This is a genomic window from Mesorhizobium sp. C277A (genome assembly GCF_040324395.1).
Lineage (GTDB): Bacteria > Pseudomonadota > Alphaproteobacteria > Rhizobiales > Rhizobiaceae > Mesorhizobium.
This window is the reverse complement of the sequence record NZ_JAMYVW010000002.1, coordinates 4,574,574-4,598,460: the sequence shown is the minus strand read 5'-3', so window position 1 is coordinate 4,598,460 and position 23,887 is coordinate 4,574,574. Positions and strand designations below refer to the sequence as shown.

Sequence of the window (23,887 nt, the reverse complement as noted above, 5' to 3'; positions counted from 1 at the left end):
CCGCATTCCTTCATCGTCAGTGCGCTTGCAGGGGCGACGCTCCACGCAATCCATGCCGTCACAGCCAATGCCGCCAATTTCAATCTGGACATAAGACCCTCCTGGTTGACAAAAGTTCGATGTCCTTTTGTATACCATTTGTTCTGCATATGTTCAATTGGAATCTTTGCGAACCACCGATATGTCTGGCGGTGGGCAGTGTGGGCGAATAGATGATGCCGACAGCTTCCGCGGTATGTAGACGCGAGCAACGCCGGGTGTGTTCGAGCGCGACAAAAGGCCCGCGCATGCTGCGATACGCGGGCCATTGTCTGGAGAATACGGCTACGCGATCAGCTCTTCAGCTTGGCATTGCAGAGGCTGTAGAAGCCGCCGCCCTTCTGGATCCAGCGCAGGCCATTGAGCGTGTTGGAGTCCTTGTTGGCATAATACACCTCGAGGCAGGTATGCATGCGGCCCTTGGCCGGCGTCTCGCCGGCGTATTTCTTTGAGATCGCGGCCGGGAACTTGACACCTTTGGGAGCGCTGACCGAGGGCTTCTCGGGCTCGCTGGTATAGGTCGCCTCGCTCGGAGCCGGCACGGTGTCGTCGTCATCTGCGCCTGCGCCGCATTCGGCCTTGCGGAAGTCGTTCCACTTCTTGCCGCCCAGAGTATTGGCAGACTTGGCAGCCTGGTACTTGGCGCTGCAATCGGCCATGCTCAGGCCCTTGCCGCTGCTGTCGGCAGCTGCCTTGGTGGTTGCCTTGGCGGGTGCTGCCGCGGCCGAGGCCCCGGCGGCGCATTCGGTCTTGCGGAAGTCGTTCCACTTTGCGCCATTGAGCGTACCGGCGGCCTTTGCCGCCTGGTACTTGGTGCTGCATTCCTTGGCCGTCAGGCCCTTGGCGCCATCGTCGGTTGTGGCTGCGGCCTTGGTCGGGGCCTTGGCCGGTTCTGCCGCGGCGGATGCGCCGGCGGCGCATTCGGTCTTGCGGAAGTCGTTCCACTTTGCGCCATTGAGCGTACCGGCGGCCTTGGCAGCCTGGTACTTAGCGCTGCATTCCTTGGCCGTCAGACCTTTGGCGCCATCATCAGCAGCGGCGGCCTTGGTCGTGTCCGTCTTGGCCGCAGCGGCCTTCTTGGCCGCCGGCTTTGCGGTCTCGGTGGTGGCCGCCGCGTCGGTGCCGCACTCGGCCTTCCGATACTGATTCCAGGTCTGCCCGTTCAGCGTGCCGGCGTCCTTGGCGGCATTATACTTGGTACTACACTGGGCCATGGTCAGCGCGCTGGCGGGCGCCGCCATGAACAAGGTTGCGACGGCAAGACCCGTCAAAGTTGCAAGTCGGTGGATGAGCATGCGTTTCTCCCGTTGCTGCGCCCATAGGTTGTACCTGTGTAAATCAATAGCTCTCAACGCTAGGCTGCGCCAGATGCTAAACGGCGTTCTCCCGATAAGGTGATGGACCCATTGCGATCTGCCCCCTCCAACAGTCCGGCTTACCGGCCCAATCTGCGCGGTGTGGCCCAGTGTGAATGCTATATTGCGGCAACACCGTGTCATGGTACGTTGCCCAACGCTCCGAACAGCCTGCTACAATGATTTTCTAAGAATTGGTAATATACAATCACACAATGTGATAGTCGGGCTCGGACCAATTGTGGCATTACGAGCCGGCTGAAAAACCGACGGGGATTCTGGCAAGCATGGCAGGACGTTATTTTGGCACCGACGGCATTCGCGGGCGCGCCAACAAGTTTCCGATGACGGCTGAGATCGCGATGCGGGTCGGCATGGCCGCCGGCCTCTCGTTCCAGCGCGGCAGCCATCGCCACCGCGTCGTGCTCGGCAAGGATACCAGGCTGTCCGGCTACATGATCGAAAACGCCATGGTGTCCGGCCTGTGCGCGGCCGGCATGGATGTGTTCCTGCTCGGCCCGATCCCGACACCGGCGGTCGCCATGCTGGTACGCTCGCTGCGTGCCGATATCGGCGTCATGATCTCGGCCTCGCACAATCCCTATTACGACAACGGCATCAAGCTGTTCGGTCCCGACGGGTACAAGCTCTCCGACGAGATCGAGGAGCGCATCGAGAGCATGCTCGACAAGGATATCGAACTGGCGCTCGCCGATTCCGACGGACTTGGCCGCGCCAAGCGCGTCGACGGCGTGCATGACCGCTACATCGAATTCGCCAAGCGCACGCTGCCGCGCTCAATGTCGCTGTCGGGTCTCAGGATCGTCGTCGATTGCGCCAACGGCGCGGCCTACAAGGTGGCGCCAGCAGCACTTTGGGAACTGGGCGCCGAGGTCATTGCCATCAATGTCGATCCGAACGGTTTTAACATCAACAAGGAATGCGGCTCGACCCATCCGGCCGGCCTGCAGAAGAAGGTGCATGAAGTGCGCGCCGATATCGGCATCGCACTCGACGGCGATGCCGACCGTGTCGTCATCGTCGACGAGAACGGCACCATCGTCGACGGTGACCAGATCATGGCGCTGATCGCCGAGTCCTGGCACCAGAGCGGGCGACTGGCCGGCGGCGGCGTCGTCTCGACGGTGATGTCCAATCTCGGCCTCGAACGCTTCCTTGGCGACATGAAGCTGCAGCTGCATCGCACCAAGGTCGGCGACCGCTATGTCGTGGAACATATGCGCGCGCACGGGTTGAATGTCGGCGGCGAGCAGTCGGGCCACATTGTGCTGTCCGATTTCTCGACCACTGGCGACGGGCTGGTCTCGGCTCTGCAGGTGCTGGCCTGCATCAAGCGGCAGAACCGGCCGGTCAGCGAATTGTCGAAGAAATTCGAGCCGGTGCCGCAGCTGTTGAAGAATGTCCGCATCGCCGGCGGCAAGCCGCTTGAGGAAGCCACGGTCAAGGCGGTGATCGAAGACGCGCGCAACCGTCTCGGCAAGGCCGGCCGCCTGGTCATACGGCCCTCCGGCACCGAGCCGCTGATCCGCGTCATGGCCGAGGGCGACGACCCACAGCTGGTCGAGGCCGTGGTCAACGACATCGTCGACATTATTTCGGAAACGCGCAGCGCCGCCTGATTGCGCTGCGTCCAACGGCAGGGGCGAACTGCCGGCTCAAGACTTCAAGCCCGCCTGCAGGCGGGCTTTTTGTTTCGGCCAGGGTTGGTCCCAGCGTTATGCCGGCGGAGACTGTTTGCTAAAATGTCGAGAATTCGTGGTTAATCGACAGGGTTAAACGCCTTTTAACTTTTCCAATTCATTATCCACAACTGAGGTCAATCACATTCGGGCAAGTTGGACTTTCCCGACGGTTCTCAGGGGTGACAAACATGTTCAATACAGCAAAAAAGGCCCTCCTTGCCGCGCTGTTCGCAGGTGTGGCCGGGCCAGTATTCGCCGCCGATCTGGCGGAGCCGCCGGTGGTCGAAGAGGCGCCGGCGCCGATCGCCTACGAGCAGCCGGCCGATTTCGGCGGCTGGTACATCCGCGGCGACATCGACTATCATAAATCGGATTTGCGCGGCATCGACTATATCACCTACGGGCCGCCTCCCGGCAGCAATGTTTTCGATTCCGGCGAGCTTAAGGGCGGCTTCTCACTCGGCGCCGGCATTGGCTACAAGATCAACGATCATTTCCGTACCGACCTGACAGCCGACTATTGGTTCGCTTCGGACTTCAACGGATCAACCAACGATGGCGTTACGACCTCGGTCGAAGTGTCGAAAATGAGCGCATTGCTGCTCTTGGCCAACGCCTATTACGATATCGGCACCTGGCACGGCATCACGCCTTATGTTGGCGCTGGCATCGGCGGCGCGCACGTCAAATGGGATACCGTCCACGACCCGAACACAACCGAGACCAACCCCGGGTCGAAGAATTGGCGCTTTGCCTACGCGCTCATGGCCGGCGCGTCCTATTGCCTTACCGACAGGGTGATCCTGGATGCCGGCTATCGCTACTCTCACATTGAGGGGGGCCGCATGTTCGACTTCGACGTGAGCAGTTCCGGGCCCGGCTTCGACCATGGCATCAACACACATGAGGTACGAGGCGGTCTGCGCTATCAGTTCGGCGGCAATAATGGTTGCACATCGCCGGAGCCCTACGTTCCAGAGCCGGAGCCGATCTACACCAAGTAGTCGCTTCGAAATCCAGGAATTCGCGAACCGCCCGGTCTTGCCGGGCGGTTTTCGTTTGCCGATGCTTGCGCGTTTTCAACCGGCCGCGTGTGCCGAAGAAACCCAATCGAAATCAATTCGGTACGCCGCGTTATCCTTAACCCTGACTTAACCACTATGGTTAACAATGCTTGGTGAAACGGCGCTTGCGATCAAAATGACGGGCGCCAATTTCAGGAGCCGGGGACCCATGAATTTCAAATCGCTGACAGCGCCGGCGCTCGCCGCACTCGTCCTTGTGCCGCTGACGCCGGCGCAGGCCGCGGACTACGATCCGCCGATCTATGTCGATCAGGCGCCGGACTATCAACCGGTCGAGGTCGGCTCGGGCTGGTATCTGCGCGGCGACGTCTCTTATCTGGCGCAGAAGAGCTACGAGGATCAGGATTTCACCTTCGCCCCCGCGAGCTTCAGCGAGAAGCAGGATCCGGCCTTTGCCAGCATCGGCTTCGGCTACCACTTCAACGACTATCTGCGCGGCGACGTCAATCTTGGCTATCTGCCCGGCAACAAGATCGGCGTCGGCTTTGACGATTCGGCGACGCCGCCGCCGGGTGGTGCGACCATCGCGTCGGCATCGCTGCAGAATTATTCCCTGTCGGGCATGGTCAATGGCTATGTCGATCTCGGCACTTATGTCGGGATCACGCCCTACCTCGGCGCCGGCATTGGGCTGGTCCGGAGCAAATACAAGCTGTCGGCGAGTTACTTCACCGACAATGTCGACCCTACGGATGATTTCGTCCGGAACGACAACAAGACCCAGTATTCCCTCGCCTACACGCTGGATGCGGGCCTGGCCTATCAGGTGACCAAGAATGTTTCTGTAGATCTCGGCTACCAGTACTTCTCCGCGCCGGATGCCGAATATGTCACGGCCGAGAGCCTGACCTCCTATCCGATCCGCAAGGGCATCAGCAATCATCAGGTCAAGCTCGGCCTGCGCTACGACCTCTGGTAGGAAGCTTGCTGTTCGGAAGCCCAACGGCGGATCTCTTCGATCCGCTGTTTGCGTTTTAGCCCACGACATGCTGATCCCGTATCGCCGGTATGCCGCCAGCGACAAAAACTTTCCTCTTGACGCCTGAGGGCTGAACGCATATCGCCGTCCGTGGGCCACCCCTCCCCAACGAGGGGCCACTATCTGGAAGGATAGACCACGATGACGACGCATACGAAGCCCGGACTCCGTCCGGCAAACCCCAATTTCTCCTCAGGTCCCTGCGCAAAACGCCCCGGCTGGTCGGTCGAGGCACTGAAGAATGCTGCGCTCGGCCGTTCCCACCGCGCCAAGATCGGCAAGACCAAGCTCGAACAGGCGATCGAGCTGACGCGCGAGATTCTCCAGGTTCCGGCCGATTACCGTATCGGCATCGTGCCGGCGTCGGACACGGGTGCTGTCGAGATGGCGCTGTGGTCGCTGCTCGGTGAACGCGGTGTCGACATGGTGGCATGGGAAAGCTTTGGCTCCGGCTGGGTCACCGACGTGGTCAAGCAGCTGAAGCTCGCCGATATCAGAAAGGTCGAGGCAGGCTATGGCGAACTGCCGGATCTCACCAAGATCGATTTCGACCGCGATGTGGTCTTCACCTGGAACGGCACGACCTCAGGCGTGCGCGTGCCGAATGGCGATTTCATCCCGGCGGATCGCAAGGGCCTGACCATCTGCGATGCCACCTCAGCGGCATTCGCGCAAAAGCTCGATTTCCAGAAGCTCGATGTCGTCACCTTCTCCTGGCAGAAAGTGCTGGGCGGCGAGGGCGCACACGGCATGCTGATCCTGTCGCCTCGCGCCGTCGAGCGACTGGAAACCTACAAGCCGGCGTGGCCGCTGCCGAAAATCTTCCGCCTGACCTCGGGCGGCAAGCTGATCGAAGGCATCTTCAAGGGCGAGACCATCAACACGCCGTCGATGCTGTGCGTCGAGGACTATCTCGATGCGCTTCATTGGGCGAAGTCGATCGGCGGTCTCGATGCGTTGATTGCGAGAGCCGATGCCAATGCCGCCGTGCTCGATGGCTTTGTCGACAAGTCGTCCTGGCTCGGCCATCTCGCGGTCGATGCGGCGACACGGTCCAACACGTCCGTGTGTCTGTCCTTCACCGACGCCGATGTCGCGGCGCTCGACGCCGACGGGCAGGCGGCTTTCGCCAAGGCGATCGTCTCTGTGCTCGACAAGGAGGGCGTCGCGTACGACATCGGCTCCTATCGTGACGCACCTTCCGGTCTGCGCATCTGGTGCGGCGCCACCGTCGAGACCTCCGATCTCGAAGCGCTGCTGCCTTGGCTCGACTGGGCCTTCGCCACACAGAAGGCTTCGCTGAAGGCCGCAGCCTGAGATTTCGTGGTGGCCTGCGGGCCGCCCTTTCCCAACAATCCAATTCAAGGAGGCCGCCATGGCGCCCCGCGTTCTCGTCTCTGACAAACTCTCCACCACCGCCGTCCAGATATTCAAGGACCGCGGCATCGAGGTCGACTATTTGCCCGATCTCGGCAAGGACAAGGAAAAGCTGCTCGAAGTCATCGACCAGTATGATGGTCTTGCCATCCGCTCGGCGACCAAGGTCACGGAAAAACTGATCAACGCCGCGACAAGACTCAAGGTCGTCGGCCGCGCCGGCATCGGTGTCGACAATGTCGACATCCCGGCGGCGAGCCGCAAGGGCATCATCGTGATGAACACGCCTTTCGGCAATTCGATCACCACGGCCGAGCATGCGGTGGCCATGATCTTTGCACTCGCACGCCAGATCCCGGAGGCCAATGCCTCGACCCATGCCGGCAAATGGGAAAAGAACCGCTTCATGGGCGTCGAGATCACCGGCAAGACGCTGGGTGTCATCGGGTGCGGCAATATCGGCTCGATCGTCGCCACGCGCGGCGTCGGCCTGAAGATGCATGTCGTTGCCTTCGACCCGTTCCTGTCGGACAAGCGCGCCGAGGAACTCGGCGTCGACAAGGTCGAGCTGGACGAGCTTTTCGCCCGCGCCGATTTCATCACGCTGCACACGCCGCTGACCGACAAGACGCGCAACATCATCGACGCGGCGGCGATCGCCAAGATGAAGAACGGCGTGCGCATCATCAATTGCGCGCGTGGCGGGCTCATCGTCGAAGCCGACCTGGTCGCGGCGCTGAAGAGCGGCAAGGTGGCGGGCGCTGGCGTCGATGTGTTCGAGGTCGAACCGGCGGAGAACAACGCGCTGTTCGGCATGGACAATGTGGTGGCAACGCCGCATCTCGGCGCCTCGACAGCGGAAGCGCAGGAAAATGTCGCGCTCCAGGTGGCCGAGCAGATGGCCGACTATCTGATCAAGGGCGCGGTTTCGAATGCCATCAACATGCCCTCGATCACGGCCGAGGAAGCACCGCGGCTGAAGCCGTTCGTCAAGCTCGCCGAAGTGCTCGGCGCCTTTGTCGGCCAAGTCACCGAGGACCCGATCAACGAGGTCGAGATCCTGTTCGACGGCTCGACCGCGACGATGAACACGCGTGCCCTGATCAGTGCCGCGCTTGCCGGACTGATCCGGCCGCAGGTCGCCGACGTCAATATGGTGTCGGCGCCGATCATGGTGAAGGAGCGCGGCATCATCGTCGCCGAGGTCAAGCGCGACAAGTCGGGCGTGTTCGACGGCTACATCAAGCTGACGGTGAAGACCGAGCACATGACGCGCTCGATCGCCGGCACCTGCTTCTCCGACGGCAAGCCGCGCTTCATCCAGATCAAGGGCATCAATCTCGACGCCGAGGTCGGCCAGCACATGCTCTACACAACCAATGCCGATGCGCCCGGCATTATCGGCCTGCTCGGCACGGTGTGCGGCGAGAACGGCGTCAACATCGCCAACTTCCAGCTCGGCCGCAACCGGCCGGGCGGCGACGCGATCGCGCTGCTCTATCTCGACGCGCCGTTCCCGGAGAAAGTGCTGGAACAGGTCAAGGCGCACAAGTCCATCGACTCGGCCAAGCGGCTGCAGTTCGACGTCAACGCAATGTAGTTGACGGCGTGGCGGATGCGGCGGTCCTCCCCCCATCATTGGGGCGGCCATCGCAGAGGCCGGTTCAGGTCAATTCGTCTGAGCCGTCGGAGACGCCCACGCGATGCCGATAGACCAGTTCCCAGCCCTTCCACCCTGTAAACAGCAGGACCAGAACCACGATCAGCGATAAGATAAAGCCGGTCGGGATCACAGCCGCCGCTCCACCGACATAACGCGAGTACCAGTTATAAAGCTCGATCAGCACGACGAGCACGTTGCCGCCGGCATGGAGCCATGCCGTCGTGAGATTGCGGATCTGAACATCGCCGAGAACGTCCGTCAGGCCGGTAAGAGCGGCCAAGGCGCCCATGATCAGGCCGGCGCCGAGAAGCCAAAGCGATCCGGTGACCCACCCGGGATCGGCTGTTTGCCAGAAAATCAGATCGCAAACGAAGGTGCCGACAAAGAAGGCGATCGGAAACGGAATCAGCATTGGATGAATGGGGTGACCGGCAATGCTTGCCGTGCTGCGAGGGTTATGGCTCATCTTGTTGCCTCCCACGCAAGCAAACTCCGCCAGAGGTAAAATGTTCCAGGTCGGCGCGCGGCAGCAGTTATCGCGACGGCGGCGCAGCGCGGCAGCAGCCAAATGTTATCCGCGGCGGTTCGGTGCCGCCATCTTGCGCCCGCTGTATTCGGCGAGCGAAATGCCGCCCAGCACCAGGACGAGCGCCAGCGCCTGGTAGAGCTGGAATGTCTCGCCGACGATCAGCACTGACAGCAGCGTGCCGAAGATCGGCACCAGATTGATGAACAGCCCGGCACGGTTGGCGCCGATCAGTTCGTTGCCCCTGATGTAAGTGATCTGCGAAATGACCGAAGCGCCGATCGCGGTATAGACGATGACCACCCAGCCGCTGATATCGGGGACGATAACCTTGCCGGCGGCGACCTCCCACAGGAAGAACGGCAGCGAGGTGATGAGGGCAGCGATCGCCAGGGACAACATCAGGCTCTGCCAGCGCATCACCGGCTTCAGCCGCAGCCCGACCGAATAACCGCTGTAGAGGACGACCGCGACCAGCATGATGGCGTCGCCGAAATTGAGTTCCAATGTGAGCAGTCGGCGCGGATCGCCGTGGCAGGCAGTCAATATGACACCGAAGATGGTCAGCACCACGCCCGCAATCTGCGCCCAGCTCACGCGCAGGCGGAAGAAGAAGAAATTGGCAATGATGATCAAGACCGGCATCGCCGCCTGTTCGATCGAGACATTGATCGCGGTCGTGTAGTTGAGCGCGGTGTAAAAAATGGTGTTGAACAGAGTGAAGCCGCTGGCGCCAAGTGCAGCCAGCACGAACCAGTGTTTGCGCACCACCTGCCAGTCCTCCCTGATCGTGCGCCAGCCGATCGGCAGCAGGATCGCGACGGCCAGCACCCAGCGCAGGAAGACCAGCGTCATCGGCGAGACGTGATCGACCGCCAGCTTGCCGGCGACGGAATTGCCGCCCCACAGCAGGGTGGTCAGCAGCAGGAACAGGTAGGCGCGTCGATGCATGCGGGATTCCGGCCGCTTGGGGAGTTGTGTTTGCCGGCCTATTGCCCCCGCCGACGCAAGTAAATGATGTCAAAGCCGAAAATTGTTGTGCCTCAGGGCATTTTCGGCGGCAAAGAAAGGTCGCGCTTGCGAGGTCTTGACGCTATAGAGGCCTGTCGTTTCGAACCATATCCAGGCCGCCAGGGCGGCATCTCAAGGGAAAAGAAACATGGCCAATGTGGTGGTCGTCGGCTCGCAATGGGGCGACGAAGGCAAGGGCAAGATCGTCGACTGGTTGTCGGAGCGCGCCGACGTGGTCGTGCGCTTCCAGGGCGGCCACAATGCCGGCCATACGCTGGTCGTCGACGGCAAGGTCTACAAACTGTCGCTGCTGCCGTCGGGCGTGGTGCGGCAAGGCAAGCTGTCGATCATCGGCAATGGCGTCGTCTTCGACCCGCACGCCTTTGTCGCGGAAGTGGCAAAACTCAAGGCGCAAGGCGTCGAGGTCACGCCGGACCGCCTGAAAATAGCCGAAAACACGGCGCTTATCCTGTCGCTGCACCGGGAGCTGGACGGATTCCGCGAGGACGCCGCCTCCAATTCCGGGACGAAAATTGGCACGACGCGTCGTGGCATCGGCCCAGCCTATGAAGACAAGGTGGGCCGGCGCGCGGTTCGGGTGATGGATCTGGCGGATTTGGAAACGCTGCCTCTCAAGGTCGACAGGCTGCTGACGCATCACAATGCGCTGCGTCGCGGGCTTGGCCATGGCGAAGTCACGCATGAGGCGATCATGACCGAGCTGACCTCGGTCGCCGATGAGATCCTGCCCTATATGGACCGCGTCTGGAAAATCCTCGACGACAAGCGCCGCGCCGGCGAACGCATCCTGTTCGAGGGCGCGCAAGGCACGCTGCTCGACATCGACCACGGCACCTATCCGTTCGTCACCTCGTCCAACACCGTTGCCGGCCAGGCAGCCGCCGGCTCGGGGGTGGGCCCCGGCGCCATCGGCTATGTCCTGGGCATCACCAAGGCCTATACGACGCGTGTCGGCGAAGGCCCGTTCCCGACCGAGCAGAAGAACGAGATCGGCGAATTTCTCGGTACGCGTGGCCACGAATTCGGCGTCGTCACCGGGCGCAAACGCCGTTGCGGCTGGTTCGACGCCGTGCTGGTGCGCCAGGCCGTCGCCGTCAACGGTATCAAGGGCATCGCCCTGACCAAACTCGACGTGCTCGACGGGCTGGATGAGATCAAGGTCTGCACCGGCTACCGTCTCGACGGCGAAACGATCGACTATCTGCCGGCCAGCCAGGGCGCGCAGGCGCGTGTCGAGCCGGTCTACGAGACGCTCGAAGGCTGGAAAGGCACCACAGCCGGCGCGCGCAGCTGGAACGACCTTCCGGCGCAGGCCGTCAAATATGTCCGTTACATCGAGGAGCTGATCGGGGCACCCGTCGCGCTCCTTTCCACCAGCCCGGAACGGGACGACACGATACTTGTGACCGATCCGTTTCAAGACTAGTTTTCTGAAGCCTTTCCGGGCATCGCGGCCGATTTGCGGGGGCCGGCGCGGAAACAAAATACAGGTCGACTGAAGCATGGCAGATTTCGTTGCTATTCTGAAAAAGGCGCTCGACAAGCACGGCGACGAAACGCCCGAAAAGCGTACGCGGATCTATGACAGCGTTCGTACCATGCTGGCGAAGAAGCTTGCGGAGTATTCGCCGCCGCTGGCCGCCGAAGCCATAAGCACGCAGAAGCGATCCCTGGAAGATGCCATCTCGAGCGTCGAGCGCGACTATGCCAGGGCACTGCCCGCATCCGACCCACTGGCGGAGCTGGAGCACATCTTCTCCTCCATCGACCGCAACAAGAACCAGTCCAGTCATGTAAAGCCTTCCGCCACGCCTGCGCCGGCCTGGCAGCCGGCGAAACCCGTGCAGCCGGCGCCGACCGCCAGGACAGAGCCGAGCTGGCAGAGGCCCGCGCCGACACCGCCTGCAGGGCGTGCAGAAACCATCGACAAGCAAGCCGCGGAGCTGGACGCCGACGACGACAGCGCCGATGTCTTTGCCAATGACGAGCAGCCGGCGGCGGACACGTTCCAGCGCCTGCGCCCCGCCGAGCGCAGGCGCAGCTATGGCGGGTTGATCGCGGCTGTCGTCGCGCTTCTGGTGGTCGCCGGCGGCGGCTATGGCATCTGGCTGAACAAGGATGCCTTTGGCTCGATGCTGGGCCTCGGCGGCGACACCAAGACGGTCTCGACCGAACCGCTGGTAAAGCCGGCGCCGGCCAAGCCCGCGGCCGATGCACCGGCACCGGCCGCTGCCGGCGAGGGAACGAAGTTCACCCAGCGCCTGTCGCCCGAAGGCGGTGAAACCGACCCCGGTCCCGCGGCCGGTCAAAGCGGCATCGGCGAGGGCGAGTCCGTCGCCGCGCTGACCACACCGCCCCCCCCGGCTCCAGCGCCACCTGCGGCTCCAGCGCCTGCGACCCCGCCGGCCGGCGACGCCGCAGCCACGGGCGCGCCCGCCACGCCGGCGCCCGACGCTTCCGCCACGCCACCGGCAACGCCGCCCGCCGATGGCGTCGCTCCGCCGGCCAATGGGGCAGCACCGGCTGATGCCGCCGCCACGCCGCCCGCTGCGCCGGCGGCCGCCGCTCCCGCGCCGACCGTTGCGGTCGGCCAGAAGGCGATCTTCTACGAGGAACGCACCTCGACCGCGCAAGGTTCGGCCGAACCCGGCAGCATCGTCTGGTCGCTGGTGCAGGAATCGCCCGGCGGCGACCTGCCGCCCGAGCCGGCGATCCGCGCCGAGGCGACCATTCCCGGCAAGGACATCCAGCTGCGCATGACCATCCGCCGCAATACCGACCAGACGCTGCCGGCCAGCCACATCATCGAGATGATCTTCCTGACGCCCGAGGGCTTTGACGGCGGTGGCGTCGACAACATCCTGCGCGTCGCCATGAAGAGTTCGGAACAGGATGCCGGCAGCCCGCTGATCGGGATTCCGGCCAAGATCGCCGACGGCTTCTTCCTGGTGGCGCTCAACGACACCAAGGCCGACGAGGACGCCAACATGACCTTGCTTCGAGGCCAGGACTGGATCGACGTGCCGGTGGTCTACAAGACCGGACGCCGGGCGCTGCTGACCATGGAAAAGGGCATTCCGGGCGAGAAGGTGTTCGACGAGGCGCTGAAGGCCTGGCAGGCCAAGACGGCAGGTTGACGGGCGGCAGTGGCGGCTGCCTTCGCTCAGAAGCCCTGGAACAGCATGTCGAGCGCGGCGACGATGTCGTCGTGATGTCTAGAAAGGTTTCCCTCTGGCATCCGCAATTCGGACGCGCTGAAGGCCGACACAAACTGTGTGACCATCACAAGATCTTTGCCGTTTATAGCGAAGGTCGGGTTCAGGCGGCGGCCAGGAAGCGGGGCAATCTCGGGCGGCATCAAAGGAACGACCACCCTCGTGCTCAGCCCTTCAAGCATATCTGACTGCACGTCGAGAAGATAACCGTCGCTCTCGGTACTCCGATAGAAATCGTAACGCGCCATCAGAACGGCCGGTGTTTAGCCAATGGCAGTCCGTTCTTTCGGACATATTCGTTGGAGCTTTCGATGGCTTCCCTGTTTTCTTCTTGCCATCGACGCGTTTTCTCCGCCGCAATCGCTTTCGCGATCCCTGCTTCGGCAGCGCGGGAGATGTTGATGCCCAACGCTTTGGCGTCCTTGATCAACTGAGAGTCAATGGACGTGTTGACAGAGGTCCGCTGAGTTTTTGGCGTCGATTGAAGCACGGAGATGCCTCCTTTCATGCGCACAATATACGCGCATAAAAGACCGCAGGCAATGCTACCCCTCCATCGCCTCACGCAGCATTTCCAGTTCCAGCCACTCTTCCTCGAGTGCGGCCAGCGTGGCGCGTTCCTTGTCGAGGGCGGCGATGGTCTTTTGGAACGAGGTCGGGTCGCGCTCGTAATAGGCGGGATCGGCGATGTTGTTTTCCAAACGCGAGATCGAGGCCATTACCGCCTCGATCTTCTTGGGCAGCGATTCCAGGGCGAATTTCTGCTTGAACGACAGTTTCTTCGACGGCCCTTTTGGCGCTGCCGGCTCGCTCTTGCCCGGCGCCGGCGCATCGCTGGCTTCGGCCTTGGCGCGCGCCTTGCGGTCGTCGAGCCGGGTGCCGCCGCGCTGCGCCAGCATGTCGGAATAGCCACCGGCATATTCGATCCAGCGGCCGCCTCCGTCCGGGGCGATGATGCTGGTGACGGTGCGGTCGAGGAAGTCGCGGTCGTGGCTGACCAGGATGACCGTGCCGGCAAAGCCGGCGACAAGTTCCTGCAACAGTTCCAGCGTCTCCATGTCGAGATCGTTGGTCGGCTCGTCGAGCACCAGAAGGTTGGCCGGCCGCGCCAGAACACGCGCCAGGAGCAGCCGCGCCCGTTCGCCGCCGGACAGCTCGCGCACCGGGGTGCGCGCCTGTTCCGGCTTGAACAGGAAATCCTTCATGTAGGACACGACATGGCGCTGCTCGCCATTGATGACGAGGTTTTCGCCGCGCCCGTCCGTGAGATACTGCGCCAGGGTCTCGGCCGGATCGACCGCCTCGCGCTCCTGGTCGAGCGTGGCGATTTCCAGATTGGTGCCGAGCCGCACCGAGCCGGCATCGGGCTTCATCTCGCCGGTAAGCATCTTCAACAGCGTCGTCTTGCCGGCGCCGTTCGGCCCGACAAGGCCGACGCGATCGCCGCGCTGGATGCGGGTCGAGAAGCCCTTGACCACGGTCAGGTCGCCAAAACTCTTCTCGATGTTCTTGGCCTCGATCACCAGCTTGCCGGATTCGGCGGCGTCGCTGGCCACCATGGTGGCCGAGCCCTCGGCGCCGCGATGGCCGCGAAAACGCTGGCGCATGGTCTGCAGTTCGCCCAGGCGGCGCATGTTGCGCTTGCGGCGAGCCGTCACGCCATAGCGCAGCCAATGCTCCTCGCGCACGATCTGGCGGCCGAGCTTGTGCTGTTCGCGCTCTTCCTCTTCCAGCACAAGGTCGCGCCATTCCTCGAAATGGCCAAAGCCCTTGTCGAGGCGGCGGGTCTGGCCACGGTCGAGCCAGACAGTGGCGCGCGAGACGCGTTCGAGGAAGCGACGGTCGTGCGAGATGACGATCAGCGCCGAAGACGTCCGGACGAGCTCCTCTTCCAGCCATTCGATGACCGACAAATCGAGATGGTTGGTCGGCTCGTCAAGCAGCAGAATATCGGGTTCGGGCGCCATGACGCGGGCAAGTGCTGCGCGGCGCGCCTCGCCACCGGAGAGATCGTTGGGGTTCTCCGTGCCGGCGAGGCCGAGATGCTCCATCAGATATGTGGCGCGGTAGGGATCGTCGGCAGGCCCAAGCCCGGCCTCGACATAGGCACGCACATTGGCAAAGCCGTCCATGTCGGGCATTTGCGGGAGATAGCGCACCGTTGCCGAAGGCTGGCGGAAGACCTCGCCGTCTTGCGGCTCGATCAGACCGGCGGCAATCTTCAGGAGCGTCGACTTGCCGGAGCCGTTGCGGCCGACGAGCGCGATCTTGTCACCGGCGGACGCCGTCAGTTCGGCGCCATCGAGCAGCGGCGTGCCGCCAAAGGTCAGTCTTATGCCGTCGAGGTTGAGAAGGGGCGGGGCCATGTCAGCTTTCAGGCAAGGGGTAGGGGTGGGCGAGCAGCAGCGCGCGGCCATGGCCGAGCTCAATTTCGAGGCCGCCCCCGGTCTTGTTGGACTTGACCTCGTTCGAGATGGTCAGCGACGAGCCGAACACGACCTCGACATGGTCGAGCGGCCACTTCGCGCCGGACACGGTGAGGCCCGAAAGATCGGAAAAGCCGAGCACCGAAAACAGCGTTCCGTCGGCATAGTCGAAGCCGGCCTTGCCGGGCAGCAAAGGGGCGCCTTCCTGCGCTCCGCTGGTCAACAGCACTTTTGTGCCTGTCTCTGCCAGTTGAAGGCTGAGCGCCAGATGCAGGAAGGCGTGGTCGGCGCGCTTGCCGCCGAAAGCGCCGGCCAGCACCAGGCTGGTGGCGCCGCGTTCCAATGCCGCCGCGATCGCCAGTTCGCCATCGGTCTTGTCCTTTTCGGGAGGAAACACCTCCCGCGGCACGGCGGCGAGATCGGCAGGCAGGTCCGCCGGCACAGAATCGAAATCGCCGACCCACAGCTCCGGCATCAGGCCGATCAGGCGGCAATGACCGATGCCGGCGTCGGCGGCGATGACGCGCGTGCCCGCGACCTGGCGGTCGAGCCGCGGCGTGCGGACGAGATCGCCGCCAAGCAGGATGGTGAATGTGCTCATATCCGCTGGCCCTTACCAGCCCCGCCGACGAAACGGAAGGCCGAGCGGCACCGTCACTCTTTGTTGGAGCATGATCTTTTTCCGGAAACGGATTCCACTTTCCGGGATCATGCTCGGGCAAACTTCCGCTTGCGTGGCACCTTGGCCGGGCCTATGTGTCGAAACGCTCTAACGGGGTGCCGGACGCGATCTTCGCGGACCGGCTGAGAGGCAGTCTCGCCAACCCGCTGAACCTGATCCGGTTTGTACCGGCGGAGGGATTAGACGCTTCGGACAGCCCGACGCCTCAATTCCTTTCAACACGAATGAAGGAGGCGCCGATGCGCATTTTTTTGTCCCGTCTTGTCCCAGCGCTGGGGCTTGCTGTTTCGCTACTGGCAAGCCCTGCGTGCGCGCAGGAAAAACTCACGATCTATACCTATGAGAGTTTCACTGCCGACTGGGGTCCAGGCCCCCAGGTGAAGAAGGAATTCGAGGCCGAGTGCGGCTGCAGCGTCGACTTCGTCTCGGTCGCCGACGGCGTCGCGCTGCTCAACCGCGTCAAGCTCGAAGGTGCCTCGACCAAAGCAGATATCGTGCTTGGCCTCGACACCAACCTCACCGCGGAAGCCAAGGCTTCCGGCCTGTTTGTCCGACATGGCGCGGTGGCTGAAAACAACGTGCCGGGCGGCTGGAGCGACGACACTTTCGTGCCCTATGATTATGGTTATTTCGCCGTCGTCTACGACACCGAAAAGCTGAAGAGCCCGCCGAAGAGCCTGAAGGAACTGGTCGAGGGCGATGCCGCCGACAAGATCGTCATCCAGGATCCGAGGACGTCGACGCCGGGCCTCGGCCTGCTGCTGTGGGTCAAGTCGGTCTATGGCGACAAGGCGCCGGAAGCCTGGGCGAAACTCAAGGGCAAAGTGCTGACGGTGACGCCGGGCTGGAGCGAGGCCTACGGCCTGTTCACCAAGGGCGAGGCGCCGATGGTGCTTTCCTATACGACGTCGCCGGCCTACCACATGGTGGCGGAGAACACCGGGCGCTACCAGGCGGCCTCGTTCGAGGAAGGCGAGTATCTGCAGATCGAGGTCGCCGGCATCACCACCACGGGCGCGAAGAATCCGCTGGCGGCGAAGTTCCTGGCCTTCATGACCGGGCCGAAATTCCAGGATGTCATTCCGGAGACCAACTGGATGTTCCCGGCCGGGAAAACCGACAAGCCGCTCAATCCGGCTTTTGATAGGCTGGTCAAGCCGGCGAAGACCTTGCTGTTCAGCCCGGAAGAGGTCGCGGCAAATCGCAAGGCCTGGGTGGACGAATGGCTGGCGGTGATGAGCAAGTAGATTTGGCTGTATAGTCAAAAGATGAGTGCTCTACGGCGCCCCCCTCTGTCCTGCCGGACATCTCCCCCACGAGGGGGGAGATTGGCCTTTACGTTGACTTTCGCCAATCTCCGAAGCTGCAGGAATGAGCGGAGCGCTAAAACCGCCAATCTCCCCCCTCGTGGGGGAGATGTCCGGCAGGACAGAGGGGGGCGCGAAGGAACGCGACGCCCGGTAAAGAGTGCAACGCTCTGACCCCCGCATCACGGCCGGCATTGTCGCGCTTGCGGCAATCGCGCTGCTGATCGGTGGCGCCTTCGCCGGCCTTATCCGCGAAGGCGCGCACGACCTTTCCGGCGCCGCGTCCGCCTTTGACCTCTATCTCCTGCGCGTTGTCCGCTTCACGCTCTGGCAGGCTGCGCTCTCGACTCTGCTTTCCGCCGTACCGGCGCTCTTCGTCGCCCGGGCGCTGTCGCGGCATCCGCGCTTCTTCGGACGCGGCTTCATCCTGCAGCTATTCACTGTGCCCCTTGCCTTGCCGGCAATTGTCGGAGCGCTGGGAATACTGGCGCTCTATGGCCGCGCCGGTTATTTCGCCGCGATCGGTGGCCAGAGCTCGCCCGACATCTATGGGCTGTCGGGCATCCTCGTCGCCCACGTCTTCTTCAACCTGCCGCTGGCCACCCGGCTGTTCCTCGAAGCGCTGGGAACGGTGCCGGCCGATCAATGGCGGCTGGCGAGCCAGCTCGGCATGGGGGCGAGGCCAGCCTTCCGGCTGATCGAGTGGCCGGTGCTGCGCGCCGCGCTGCCGGGCGTCGCCGGGCTTGTCTTCATGCTTTGCATCACCTCCTTCACCATCGTCCTGATCCTCGGCGGCGGGCCGGCGGCGACGACGCTGGAAGTCGCCATCTATCAGGCGCTGCGTTTCGACTTCGATCCGGCGCGAGCGGTGACGCTGACGGTGCTACAGATCGCGCTGACTTTCGCCGTCATGCTGGCGCTGACGCGGCTCGGCGCCAATGTGACCGGCGACGCCAATTTGCCTGTCGCGCCGCGCCGCTATCACTTGGCCGGCAAAGCAGAAACAGCGTTCAACGCCGTCCTGATCGTGCTCGCCTTGCTGTTCGTCGCCGGACCGATGGCGGCCACCGTTGCCTCCGGCCTCGGCGCCGATCTCGGCCGGCTGGCGGGCGAGAGTGCCGTGCGTCAGGCGACGCTGACCAGCGCCGGTCTCGCCTTCTCGGCGGCGCTACTTTCGGTGGCGCTGGCACTGTCGCTGATCATGGCGCGGCGGGCACTGTCGCTGCGCCGCCGGTCCAGTGCCCGTTCATTGCTCGAACATGCCACCGACACCGGCGCCGGCTTCGTCCTCGTCGTGCCGCCCATCGTCATCGGCGCCGGCTGGTTTCTCCTGCTGCGCACGGTCAGCGATGTCTTTGCCATCGCGCCGGTCATGGTCGTCACCGTCAATGCGGTGATGGCGATGCCCTTTGCCATCCGCGCGATGCGCCCGGCCTATGATGCGGCGAGCGAGCGCCATGAAAAGCTGTGCGCGCAGCTCGGCATTGCGGGCTGGAACCGGCTGCTTCTGGTCGACTGGCCATCGCTCCGGCGGCCGCTGGCCACCGGCTTTGCCTTCGCCATGGCACTGTCGCTCGGCGATCTCGGCGTCATCGCGCTGTTCGGCAGCGATTCGGTGCAGACCTTGCCCTATCTCCTGCTGGCGCGCATGGGCAGCTATCGCACGGCCGATGCTGCCGGGCTGGCTTTGCTGCTCGGGGCGGTCTGCCTTGCATTGGTGGTCGCGGCAGACTGGCTGGGACGGGGAGAGAGATCGTGACGTCCGCTGTGGAGAAAGGCACGACTGTCCGGCTGGACAAGGTCTCGTTCAGCTATGGCGAAACGCCATTCCTGTTCGATGTCGAATTCGATACATCTAAGATCACCGCCATCATGGGGGCAAGCGGTTCGGGCAAATCGACCTTGCTCAATCTGGTGGCTGGTTTCGAGACGCCGGAGTCCGGTCGTGTGCTGATCGGCGCCGCCGATGTCGGCGCCGAGCCGCCTTCGGCGCGGCCGGTGTCGATGGTATTCCAGGAAAACAATCTGTTTGCTCATCTCTCGGTGGAGAAGAATGTCGGGCTCGGCCGCTCGCCATCGCTCAACCTGACCGACGCCGATCGCGCCGCAATCGCCGAGGCGCTTGACCGCGTCGGCCTGGCCGGCAAGGAAATGCGCCTGCCGCGCGAACTCTCCGGCGGCGAAAGGCAGCGCGTGGCGCTCGCCCGCGTTCTGGTGCGCGACCGGCCAGTGCTGCTGCTCGACGAGCCGTTCGCTTCGCTCGGGCCAGCACTGCGCGACGACATGCTCGACCTGGTGGCCGGCGTTCATGCCGAGCGGGCGATGACGGTGCTGTTCGTCACGCATCAGCCGGAAGACGCTCGCCGTATCGGCGAGCAGATGGTTTTTCTGGACAATGGCAGGGTTGCCGCGACGGGACCTGCCGGCGATTTTTTCGACGGCACTGGCCCTGAAGCGTTTCGGCGCTATATCGGCGCAAGTTCGGGCGGATCACGCGATATTGCCCGGAAGCGGACATAATTTACGACCAAACCGGCTACAGGTGATGTGGCGCTTGCTTGCCATGGTCCAGTCGATGTGGCTAGGTCCGCTTAGTACTGGTCCGGCACGAGCCGTGATTTGCCCCTACAGCGCCGCACCCGGCCGGATGCGTAAACGCTGTAGGTTTTTTGATGTGTGCAGGATTGCCAACGAAACCGATTTTTCGCTGGCGCGGACCCCGGTCCAAATCATGCGCCGAGAGCTGAAGGAACGCCGTGCTGCCGACCGGCACTGACACTTTGAAACGCAGACCGCTGGTGCGCTTCCTCGCGCTGGCCGGCCTTGCCGTGGCGCTGGCCAGCTGCCAGATGTTCACGCCTCCCGAAGTGCAGGAATCCGGCTTCCAGCCTTCCGACAAGCCGATCACGGTCGACAATGTCGCCGCCAACAGCAAGCTTGCCGAACTGGCGAAGGCACAGCATCCGCGCATCCTTGCCACCTATGGCGGCGAATATTCCGATCCCAAGCTCGAGCGCATGGTGGCCAAGGTTGTCGGCAGCCTGACCGTGGTGTCGGCCAATCCGACCCAGACCTATCGCATCACCATCCTCAATTCGCCCAACGTCAACGCTTTCGCGCTGCCGGGTGGCTATCTCTACGTCACCCGCGGCCTGCTGGCGCTGGCCAATGATTCGGCCGAACTCGCCGCCGTCATCGCGCATGAGATGGGCCACGTCACCGCCAATCACGGTCTGCAGCGACAGCAGCTCGAGGCCGAGGAAGGCCTGGCGACCAAGGTGGTCTCCGATGTGCTGGGCGACAGCCCGACCGCCAAGCAGGCATTGATCCGCGGCAAGCTGAGGCTGGCGCAGTTCTCGCGCAACCAGGAGCTGGAGGCAGACGCCATCGGCATCAAGTCGATCGGCGAGGCGGGTTACGATCCCTATGCCGCCGGGCGTTTCCTGCAGTCGATGTCGGCCTACACCGATTTCCGCTCGATCAGCGGCGCCACCGACGCCAGCCTCGACTTCCTGGCCACGCACCCCAACACGCCGCAGCGAATTGATCTGGCGCAGCGCCACGCCCGCCAGTTCGGCGCGCCGGGCATCGGCACCCGCGACCGCGATTCCTTCCTGGCCGGGATAGACGGCCTGCTCTATGGCGACACGCCGGAAGAGGGCTATGTGCGCGGCCAGACCTTCCTGCATCCGGGCCTCGGCGTTTCGTTCACGGTGCCCGACGGCTTCATCATCGACAATTCGGCGGCGGCGGTGACGGCGACCGGTCCCGGCGACATGGCGATCCGCTTCGACGGTGTGTCGATCGACAAGGATCGTGCGCTGACCGACTACATCAGAAGCGGCTGGGTGGCCGGTCTCGACGAGACCAGTGTGCGCCAGGAGACGATCGACGGCAACCAGGCGGCGACCGCGCACGCCGGCGCCGATGGCTGGCAGTTCGACATTGCGGTGATCCGCGCCGGCGGTCAGGTCTACCGGCTTTTGACAGCGGCCCCCTCGGCCAGCACGACACTCGATCCGGTGGCACGCTCGGTCAGCGGTTCGTTCCGCGTGCTCAGCCCCGCCGAGAAGGCGGCACTGAAGCCGCTGCATATCCGCGTCGTCACGGTACAGGCCGGGCAGACGATGGGCACACTTTCGGCGCAGATGGTCGGCGTCGACCGCAAGCTCGATCTGTTCCGCGTGCTCAACGCGATGTCGCCGGGCGCCTCGGTTTCGGCCGGCGACAAGGTCAAGATCGTCACGGACAGATAGCGCCGGTCTTCGTCAGAAACCCCAGCCTTCGTAGTGCTTTTTTCTGAGATAACTTTTCTGAGATAACTTTTCTGAGATAACTCGGGGTACCCCGTTCCTGGCAATCTCAGGCCGCCATGAACTCCGGATTCTGCTTCACCAGCGCGAGCTTGAGCTTTTCCATGGCGCGGGCCTCGATCTGCCGGACACGCTCCTTGGAAATGCCGAGCGTCTCGCCAAGCGCCTCAAGCGTCGCACCTTCGTCGCTCAGCCGGCGCTCCTCGATGATCCTGAGTTCGCGGGCATTGAGCGCGCGGAGCGCCGTCTTCAGCCACATCAGGCGCCGTTCGACGTCGATGGTGTCGCCGGCGACCTCGTCAGGCAATGGATCGTCCGAAATCAGGAAGTCCATCCGCTCGGTGGTGCCAGCTTCGTCGGCGAGCGGTGCGTTGAGCGAAGAGTCAGGTGCTGAAAGCCTGGAATCCATCTTCGCGACATCGGCCTCGGAGACGCCTAGGGCTACCGAGACTTCGCGGTAGAGCGTGGCGTTGGAGATCGGCTCGGCGCCATTGGCAAGACGGGCGCGCAGGCGCCGCAGGTTGAAGAACAGCGCCTTTTGCGCCGAAGAGGTGCCGCCGCGAACGATCGACCAGTTGCGCAGGATATAGTCCTGCATCGAAGCGCGGATCCACCATGTCGCATAGGTCGAGAAGCGCACCTCGCGCTCCGGCTCGAAACGCGCGGCTGCTTCCAGCAGCCCGACATGGCCCTCTTGGACCAGATCTCCGAGCGGCAGGCCGTAATGTCGGAACTTCGAAGCCATGGAGATGACCAGCCGCATATGGGCGACGGTGATCTGATGCAGCGCCTGCTGATCCTGGTCCTCCTTCCAGCGCAAGGCGAGAACATGTTCCTCATCGCGCTCGAGGTAGGGGGCTTTCATTGCCGTGCGGACCATGGTCCGTCCTGCCGTGTCTTCGATCATGCCGCGCTCCTGCTCCCGGACATTTTCGGACGGCCTGGCGGCCGTTATCTCTGTTTGACGCAATTCCGAAGGAAACCGCTTTCCCACTTTCCTGGAATTGCTTCGGGCCTAGCGCAGCCAAGGGTTCTTGAAATGGAAACGCGGCGCCCTACAACAAGCCATGAACGTGCCATACCGGGGATTGGTTCCGCCGCCGAGGGCGGTTGTTTAGTGCGGTCCGACAGGGCGCATCGACACCGCAGATCGGGACTATTGGCACCGATCGGAGCTGCTTTGAGAATCTGATTTCTGGATCGCCGTTTTTTTGAAATCTGGTTCCTTATTTTGCTGCGCTGTATCTGCCAGTTTCCGGCTCTCACAAGCGCCGGACACCGGCCAAGGACGGGATCACATAGAAATGAAATGGCTCAATTCGCTCATCATCGCCGGAACGCTGCAGGTTCTGGCTGTTACATCAGGCCACGCCGGCGCCAATCTCGACCAGATCAAGCAGGCCGGCACACTCAAGGTCGGCACCGAAGGCACCTATGCGCCCTTCACCTATCATGATGCTTCCGGCGCGCTGGTCGGCTTCGACGTCGAGATCGCCAAGGCGATCGGCGACAAGCTCGGCGTCAAGGTCGAGTTCCTCGAAGGCAAATGGGACGGGCTGATCGCCGGCCTCGACGCCAACCGCTACGACGCCGTGATCAACGAGGTCGGCATCACCGACGCGCGCAAGGCCAAGTACGATTTCTCCGATCCTTACATCGCCTCCAAGGCCGTGCTGATCGTGCGCGGCGACAACACCGACATCAAGACCTTCGCCGACCTCAAGGGCAAGAAGTCGGCACAGTCGTTGACATCGAATTTCGGCAAGCTCGCCGAGACCAACGGCGCCGAACTTGTCGGCACCGACGGCTTCGACCAGTCGATCCAGCTGCTGCTCACCGGCCGCGCCGACGCCACCATCAATGACAGCCTGTCTTTCCTCGACTTCAAGAAGCACAAGCCGGACGCCAATGTGAAGATCGCCGCGCAGGAAGAGAACGCCGACTATTCCGGCGTCATCGTGCGCAAGGGTGATCCGGAGCTGGTCGCGGCGATCAACAAGGCGCTGGCCGACATCAAGGCCGACGGCACCTACAAGAAGATCGCCGATACCTATTTCGGCCAGGATGTCTCGCAGTAAAGACCATCTCCCGGCGGTTTGCCGGCAATGACAAATAGCGGCGGGCCGTCTTTGACGGCTCGCCGTTCTTCGCATGATATGAGAAGCACACAATCGCACTGCCGTCA

At 63.1% G+C, this 23,887-nt stretch carries 20 protein-coding genes and 1 riboswitch; of the genes, 12 read left to right on the top strand and 8 right to left on the bottom strand.

All coding sequences use genetic code 11. From position 1 onward, the window contains the following. Window positions 1–332 precede the first annotated feature (332 nt). Window positions 333–1,334, bottom strand: a complete 1,002-nt coding sequence (locus NKK52_RS22635) for a hypothetical protein (RefSeq protein ID WP_023684190.1) — start codon at window positions 1,332–1,334, stop codon at window positions 333–335. A gap of 347 nt (window positions 1,335–1,681) precedes the next feature. On the opposite strand from NKK52_RS22635, the gene glmM reads away from it, so the two are divergent. The 5 genes from glmM to serA all read left to right on the top strand — a co-directional run bounded on the left by glmM (window position 1,682) and on the right by serA (window position 8,138). Continuing rightward, on the top strand, window positions 1,682–3,034 hold the full coding sequence (gene glmM, locus NKK52_RS22630; RefSeq protein WP_023673591.1) for a phosphoglucosamine mutase: 1,353 nt from the start codon (window positions 1,682–1,684) through the stop codon (window positions 3,032–3,034). A 251-nt stretch (window positions 3,035–3,285) separates the two neighbouring features. Further along, complete coding sequence (locus NKK52_RS22625) at window positions 3,286–4,101, top strand: outer membrane protein (protein WP_023684191.1); 816 nt, start codon at window positions 3,286–3,288, stop codon at window positions 4,099–4,101. 229 nt (window positions 4,102–4,330) lie between these two features. After that, the gene (locus NKK52_RS22620) at window positions 4,331–5,101 is read left to right on the top strand and encodes an outer membrane protein (protein WP_023684192.1); all 771 of its coding nucleotides are present in this window, start codon (window positions 4,331–4,333) and stop codon (window positions 5,099–5,101) included. A gap of 201 nt (window positions 5,102–5,302) precedes the next feature. Beyond that, window positions 5,303–6,478: a phosphoserine transaminase gene (locus tag NKK52_RS22615; protein WP_023684193.1), complete on the top strand. Its 1,176-nt coding sequence runs from the start codon at window positions 5,303–5,305 to the stop codon at window positions 6,476–6,478. Between the two features lie 58 nt (window positions 6,479–6,536). Next, window positions 6,537–8,138 (top strand): phosphoglycerate dehydrogenase, encoded by a 1,602-nt coding sequence (serA, locus tag NKK52_RS22610; RefSeq protein ID WP_023684194.1) that lies wholly within the window; start codon window positions 6,537–6,539, stop codon window positions 8,136–8,138. Between the two features lie 64 nt (window positions 8,139–8,202). On the opposite strand, the gene NKK52_RS22605 is transcribed toward serA, so the two are convergent. Together NKK52_RS22605 and NKK52_RS22600 are read right to left on the bottom strand one after the other, a co-directional pair. Continuing rightward, window positions 8,203–8,667: a DUF2231 domain-containing protein gene (locus NKK52_RS22605; protein WP_023684195.1), complete on the bottom strand. Its 465-nt coding sequence runs from the start codon at window positions 8,665–8,667 to the stop codon at window positions 8,203–8,205. A 105-nt stretch (window positions 8,668–8,772) separates the two neighbouring features. Next, window positions 8,773–9,678, bottom strand: coding sequence for a DMT family transporter (locus tag NKK52_RS22600; protein WP_023684196.1), 906 nt, complete (start codon window positions 9,676–9,678; stop codon window positions 8,773–8,775). A gap of 208 nt (window positions 9,679–9,886) precedes the next feature. Here NKK52_RS22600 and NKK52_RS22595 point away from each other — a divergent pair, with 208 nt between their 5' ends. Both NKK52_RS22595 and NKK52_RS22590 read left to right on the top strand, forming a co-directional pair. After that, window positions 9,887–11,185 (top strand): adenylosuccinate synthase, encoded by a 1,299-nt coding sequence (locus NKK52_RS22595; RefSeq protein ID WP_023684197.1) that lies wholly within the window; start codon window positions 9,887–9,889, stop codon window positions 11,183–11,185. Window positions 11,186–11,261: 76 nt separating this feature from the next. Continuing rightward, window positions 11,262–12,896: a hypothetical protein gene (locus NKK52_RS22590; protein ID WP_352629868.1), complete on the top strand. Its 1,635-nt coding sequence runs from the start codon at window positions 11,262–11,264 to the stop codon at window positions 12,894–12,896. A 26-nt stretch (window positions 12,897–12,922) separates the two neighbouring features. Here the strand turns inward: NKK52_RS22590 and NKK52_RS22585 are convergent, their stop codons facing one another. The 4 genes from NKK52_RS22585 to NKK52_RS22570 are packed head-to-tail and all read right to left on the bottom strand — an operon-like array spanning window position 12,923 to window position 16,001. Further along, the gene (locus tag NKK52_RS22585; RefSeq protein WP_023673676.1) at window positions 12,923–13,222 is read right to left on the bottom strand and encodes a CcdB family protein; all 300 of its coding nucleotides are present in this window, start codon (window positions 13,220–13,222) and stop codon (window positions 12,923–12,925) included. Continuing rightward, on the bottom strand, window positions 13,222–13,464 hold the full coding sequence (locus NKK52_RS22580) for a type II toxin-antitoxin system CcdA family antitoxin (protein ID WP_023693600.1): 243 nt from the start codon (window positions 13,462–13,464) through the stop codon (window positions 13,222–13,224). Before NKK52_RS22580 ends, NKK52_RS22585 begins: the two co-directional genes overlap by 1 nt. 55 nt (window positions 13,465–13,519) lie before the next feature. After that, complete coding sequence (locus NKK52_RS22575; protein WP_023685801.1) at window positions 13,520–15,340, bottom strand: ABC-F family ATP-binding cassette domain-containing protein; 1,821 nt, start codon at window positions 15,338–15,340, stop codon at window positions 13,520–13,522. 1 nt (window position 15,341) lies between these two features. Continuing rightward, window positions 15,342–16,001: a thiamine diphosphokinase gene (locus NKK52_RS22570; RefSeq protein WP_023685802.1), complete on the bottom strand. Its 660-nt coding sequence runs from the start codon at window positions 15,999–16,001 to the stop codon at window positions 15,342–15,344. Between the two features lie 162 nt (window positions 16,002–16,163). Continuing rightward, window positions 16,164–16,278, top strand: a riboswitch (TPP riboswitch). Between the two features lie 43 nt (window positions 16,279–16,321). Here NKK52_RS22570 and thiB point away from each other — a divergent pair. The 4 genes from thiB to NKK52_RS22550 all read left to right on the top strand — a co-directional run bounded on the left by thiB (window position 16,322) and on the right by NKK52_RS22550 (window position 21,645). Next, entirely contained in the window at window positions 16,322–17,329 is a 1,008-nt protein-coding gene (gene thiB, locus NKK52_RS22565; RefSeq protein WP_031198746.1) for a thiamine ABC transporter substrate binding subunit, read from the top strand. 220 nt (window positions 17,330–17,549) lie between these two features. Next, window positions 17,550–19,148: a thiamine/thiamine pyrophosphate ABC transporter permease gene (gene thiP, locus NKK52_RS22560; protein WP_023685804.1), complete on the top strand. Its 1,599-nt coding sequence runs from the start codon at window positions 17,550–17,552 to the stop codon at window positions 19,146–19,148. Next, entirely contained in the window at window positions 19,145–19,909 is a 765-nt protein-coding gene (thiQ, locus tag NKK52_RS22555; protein ID WP_023707251.1) for a thiamine ABC transporter ATP-binding protein, read from the top strand. Before thiP ends, thiQ begins: the two co-directional genes overlap by 4 nt. Window positions 19,910–20,238: 329 nt before the next feature. Continuing rightward, entirely contained in the window at window positions 20,239–21,645 is a 1,407-nt protein-coding gene (locus NKK52_RS22550) for a M48 family metalloprotease (protein ID WP_245260137.1), read from the top strand. A gap of 106 nt (window positions 21,646–21,751) precedes the next feature. Here the strand turns inward: NKK52_RS22550 and NKK52_RS22545 are convergent, their stop codons facing one another. Then, complete coding sequence (locus NKK52_RS22545; RefSeq protein WP_023685806.1) at window positions 21,752–22,609, bottom strand: RNA polymerase factor sigma-32; 858 nt, start codon at window positions 22,607–22,609, stop codon at window positions 21,752–21,754. Window positions 22,610–23,006: 397 nt separating this feature from the next. Between NKK52_RS22545 and NKK52_RS22540 the strand changes: the two genes are divergently transcribed. After that, the gene (locus NKK52_RS22540) at window positions 23,007–23,780 is read left to right on the top strand and encodes an amino acid ABC transporter substrate-binding protein (protein ID WP_023673667.1); all 774 of its coding nucleotides are present in this window, start codon (window positions 23,007–23,009) and stop codon (window positions 23,778–23,780) included. The last annotated feature ends 107 nt before the right edge of the window (window positions 23,781–23,887 follow it).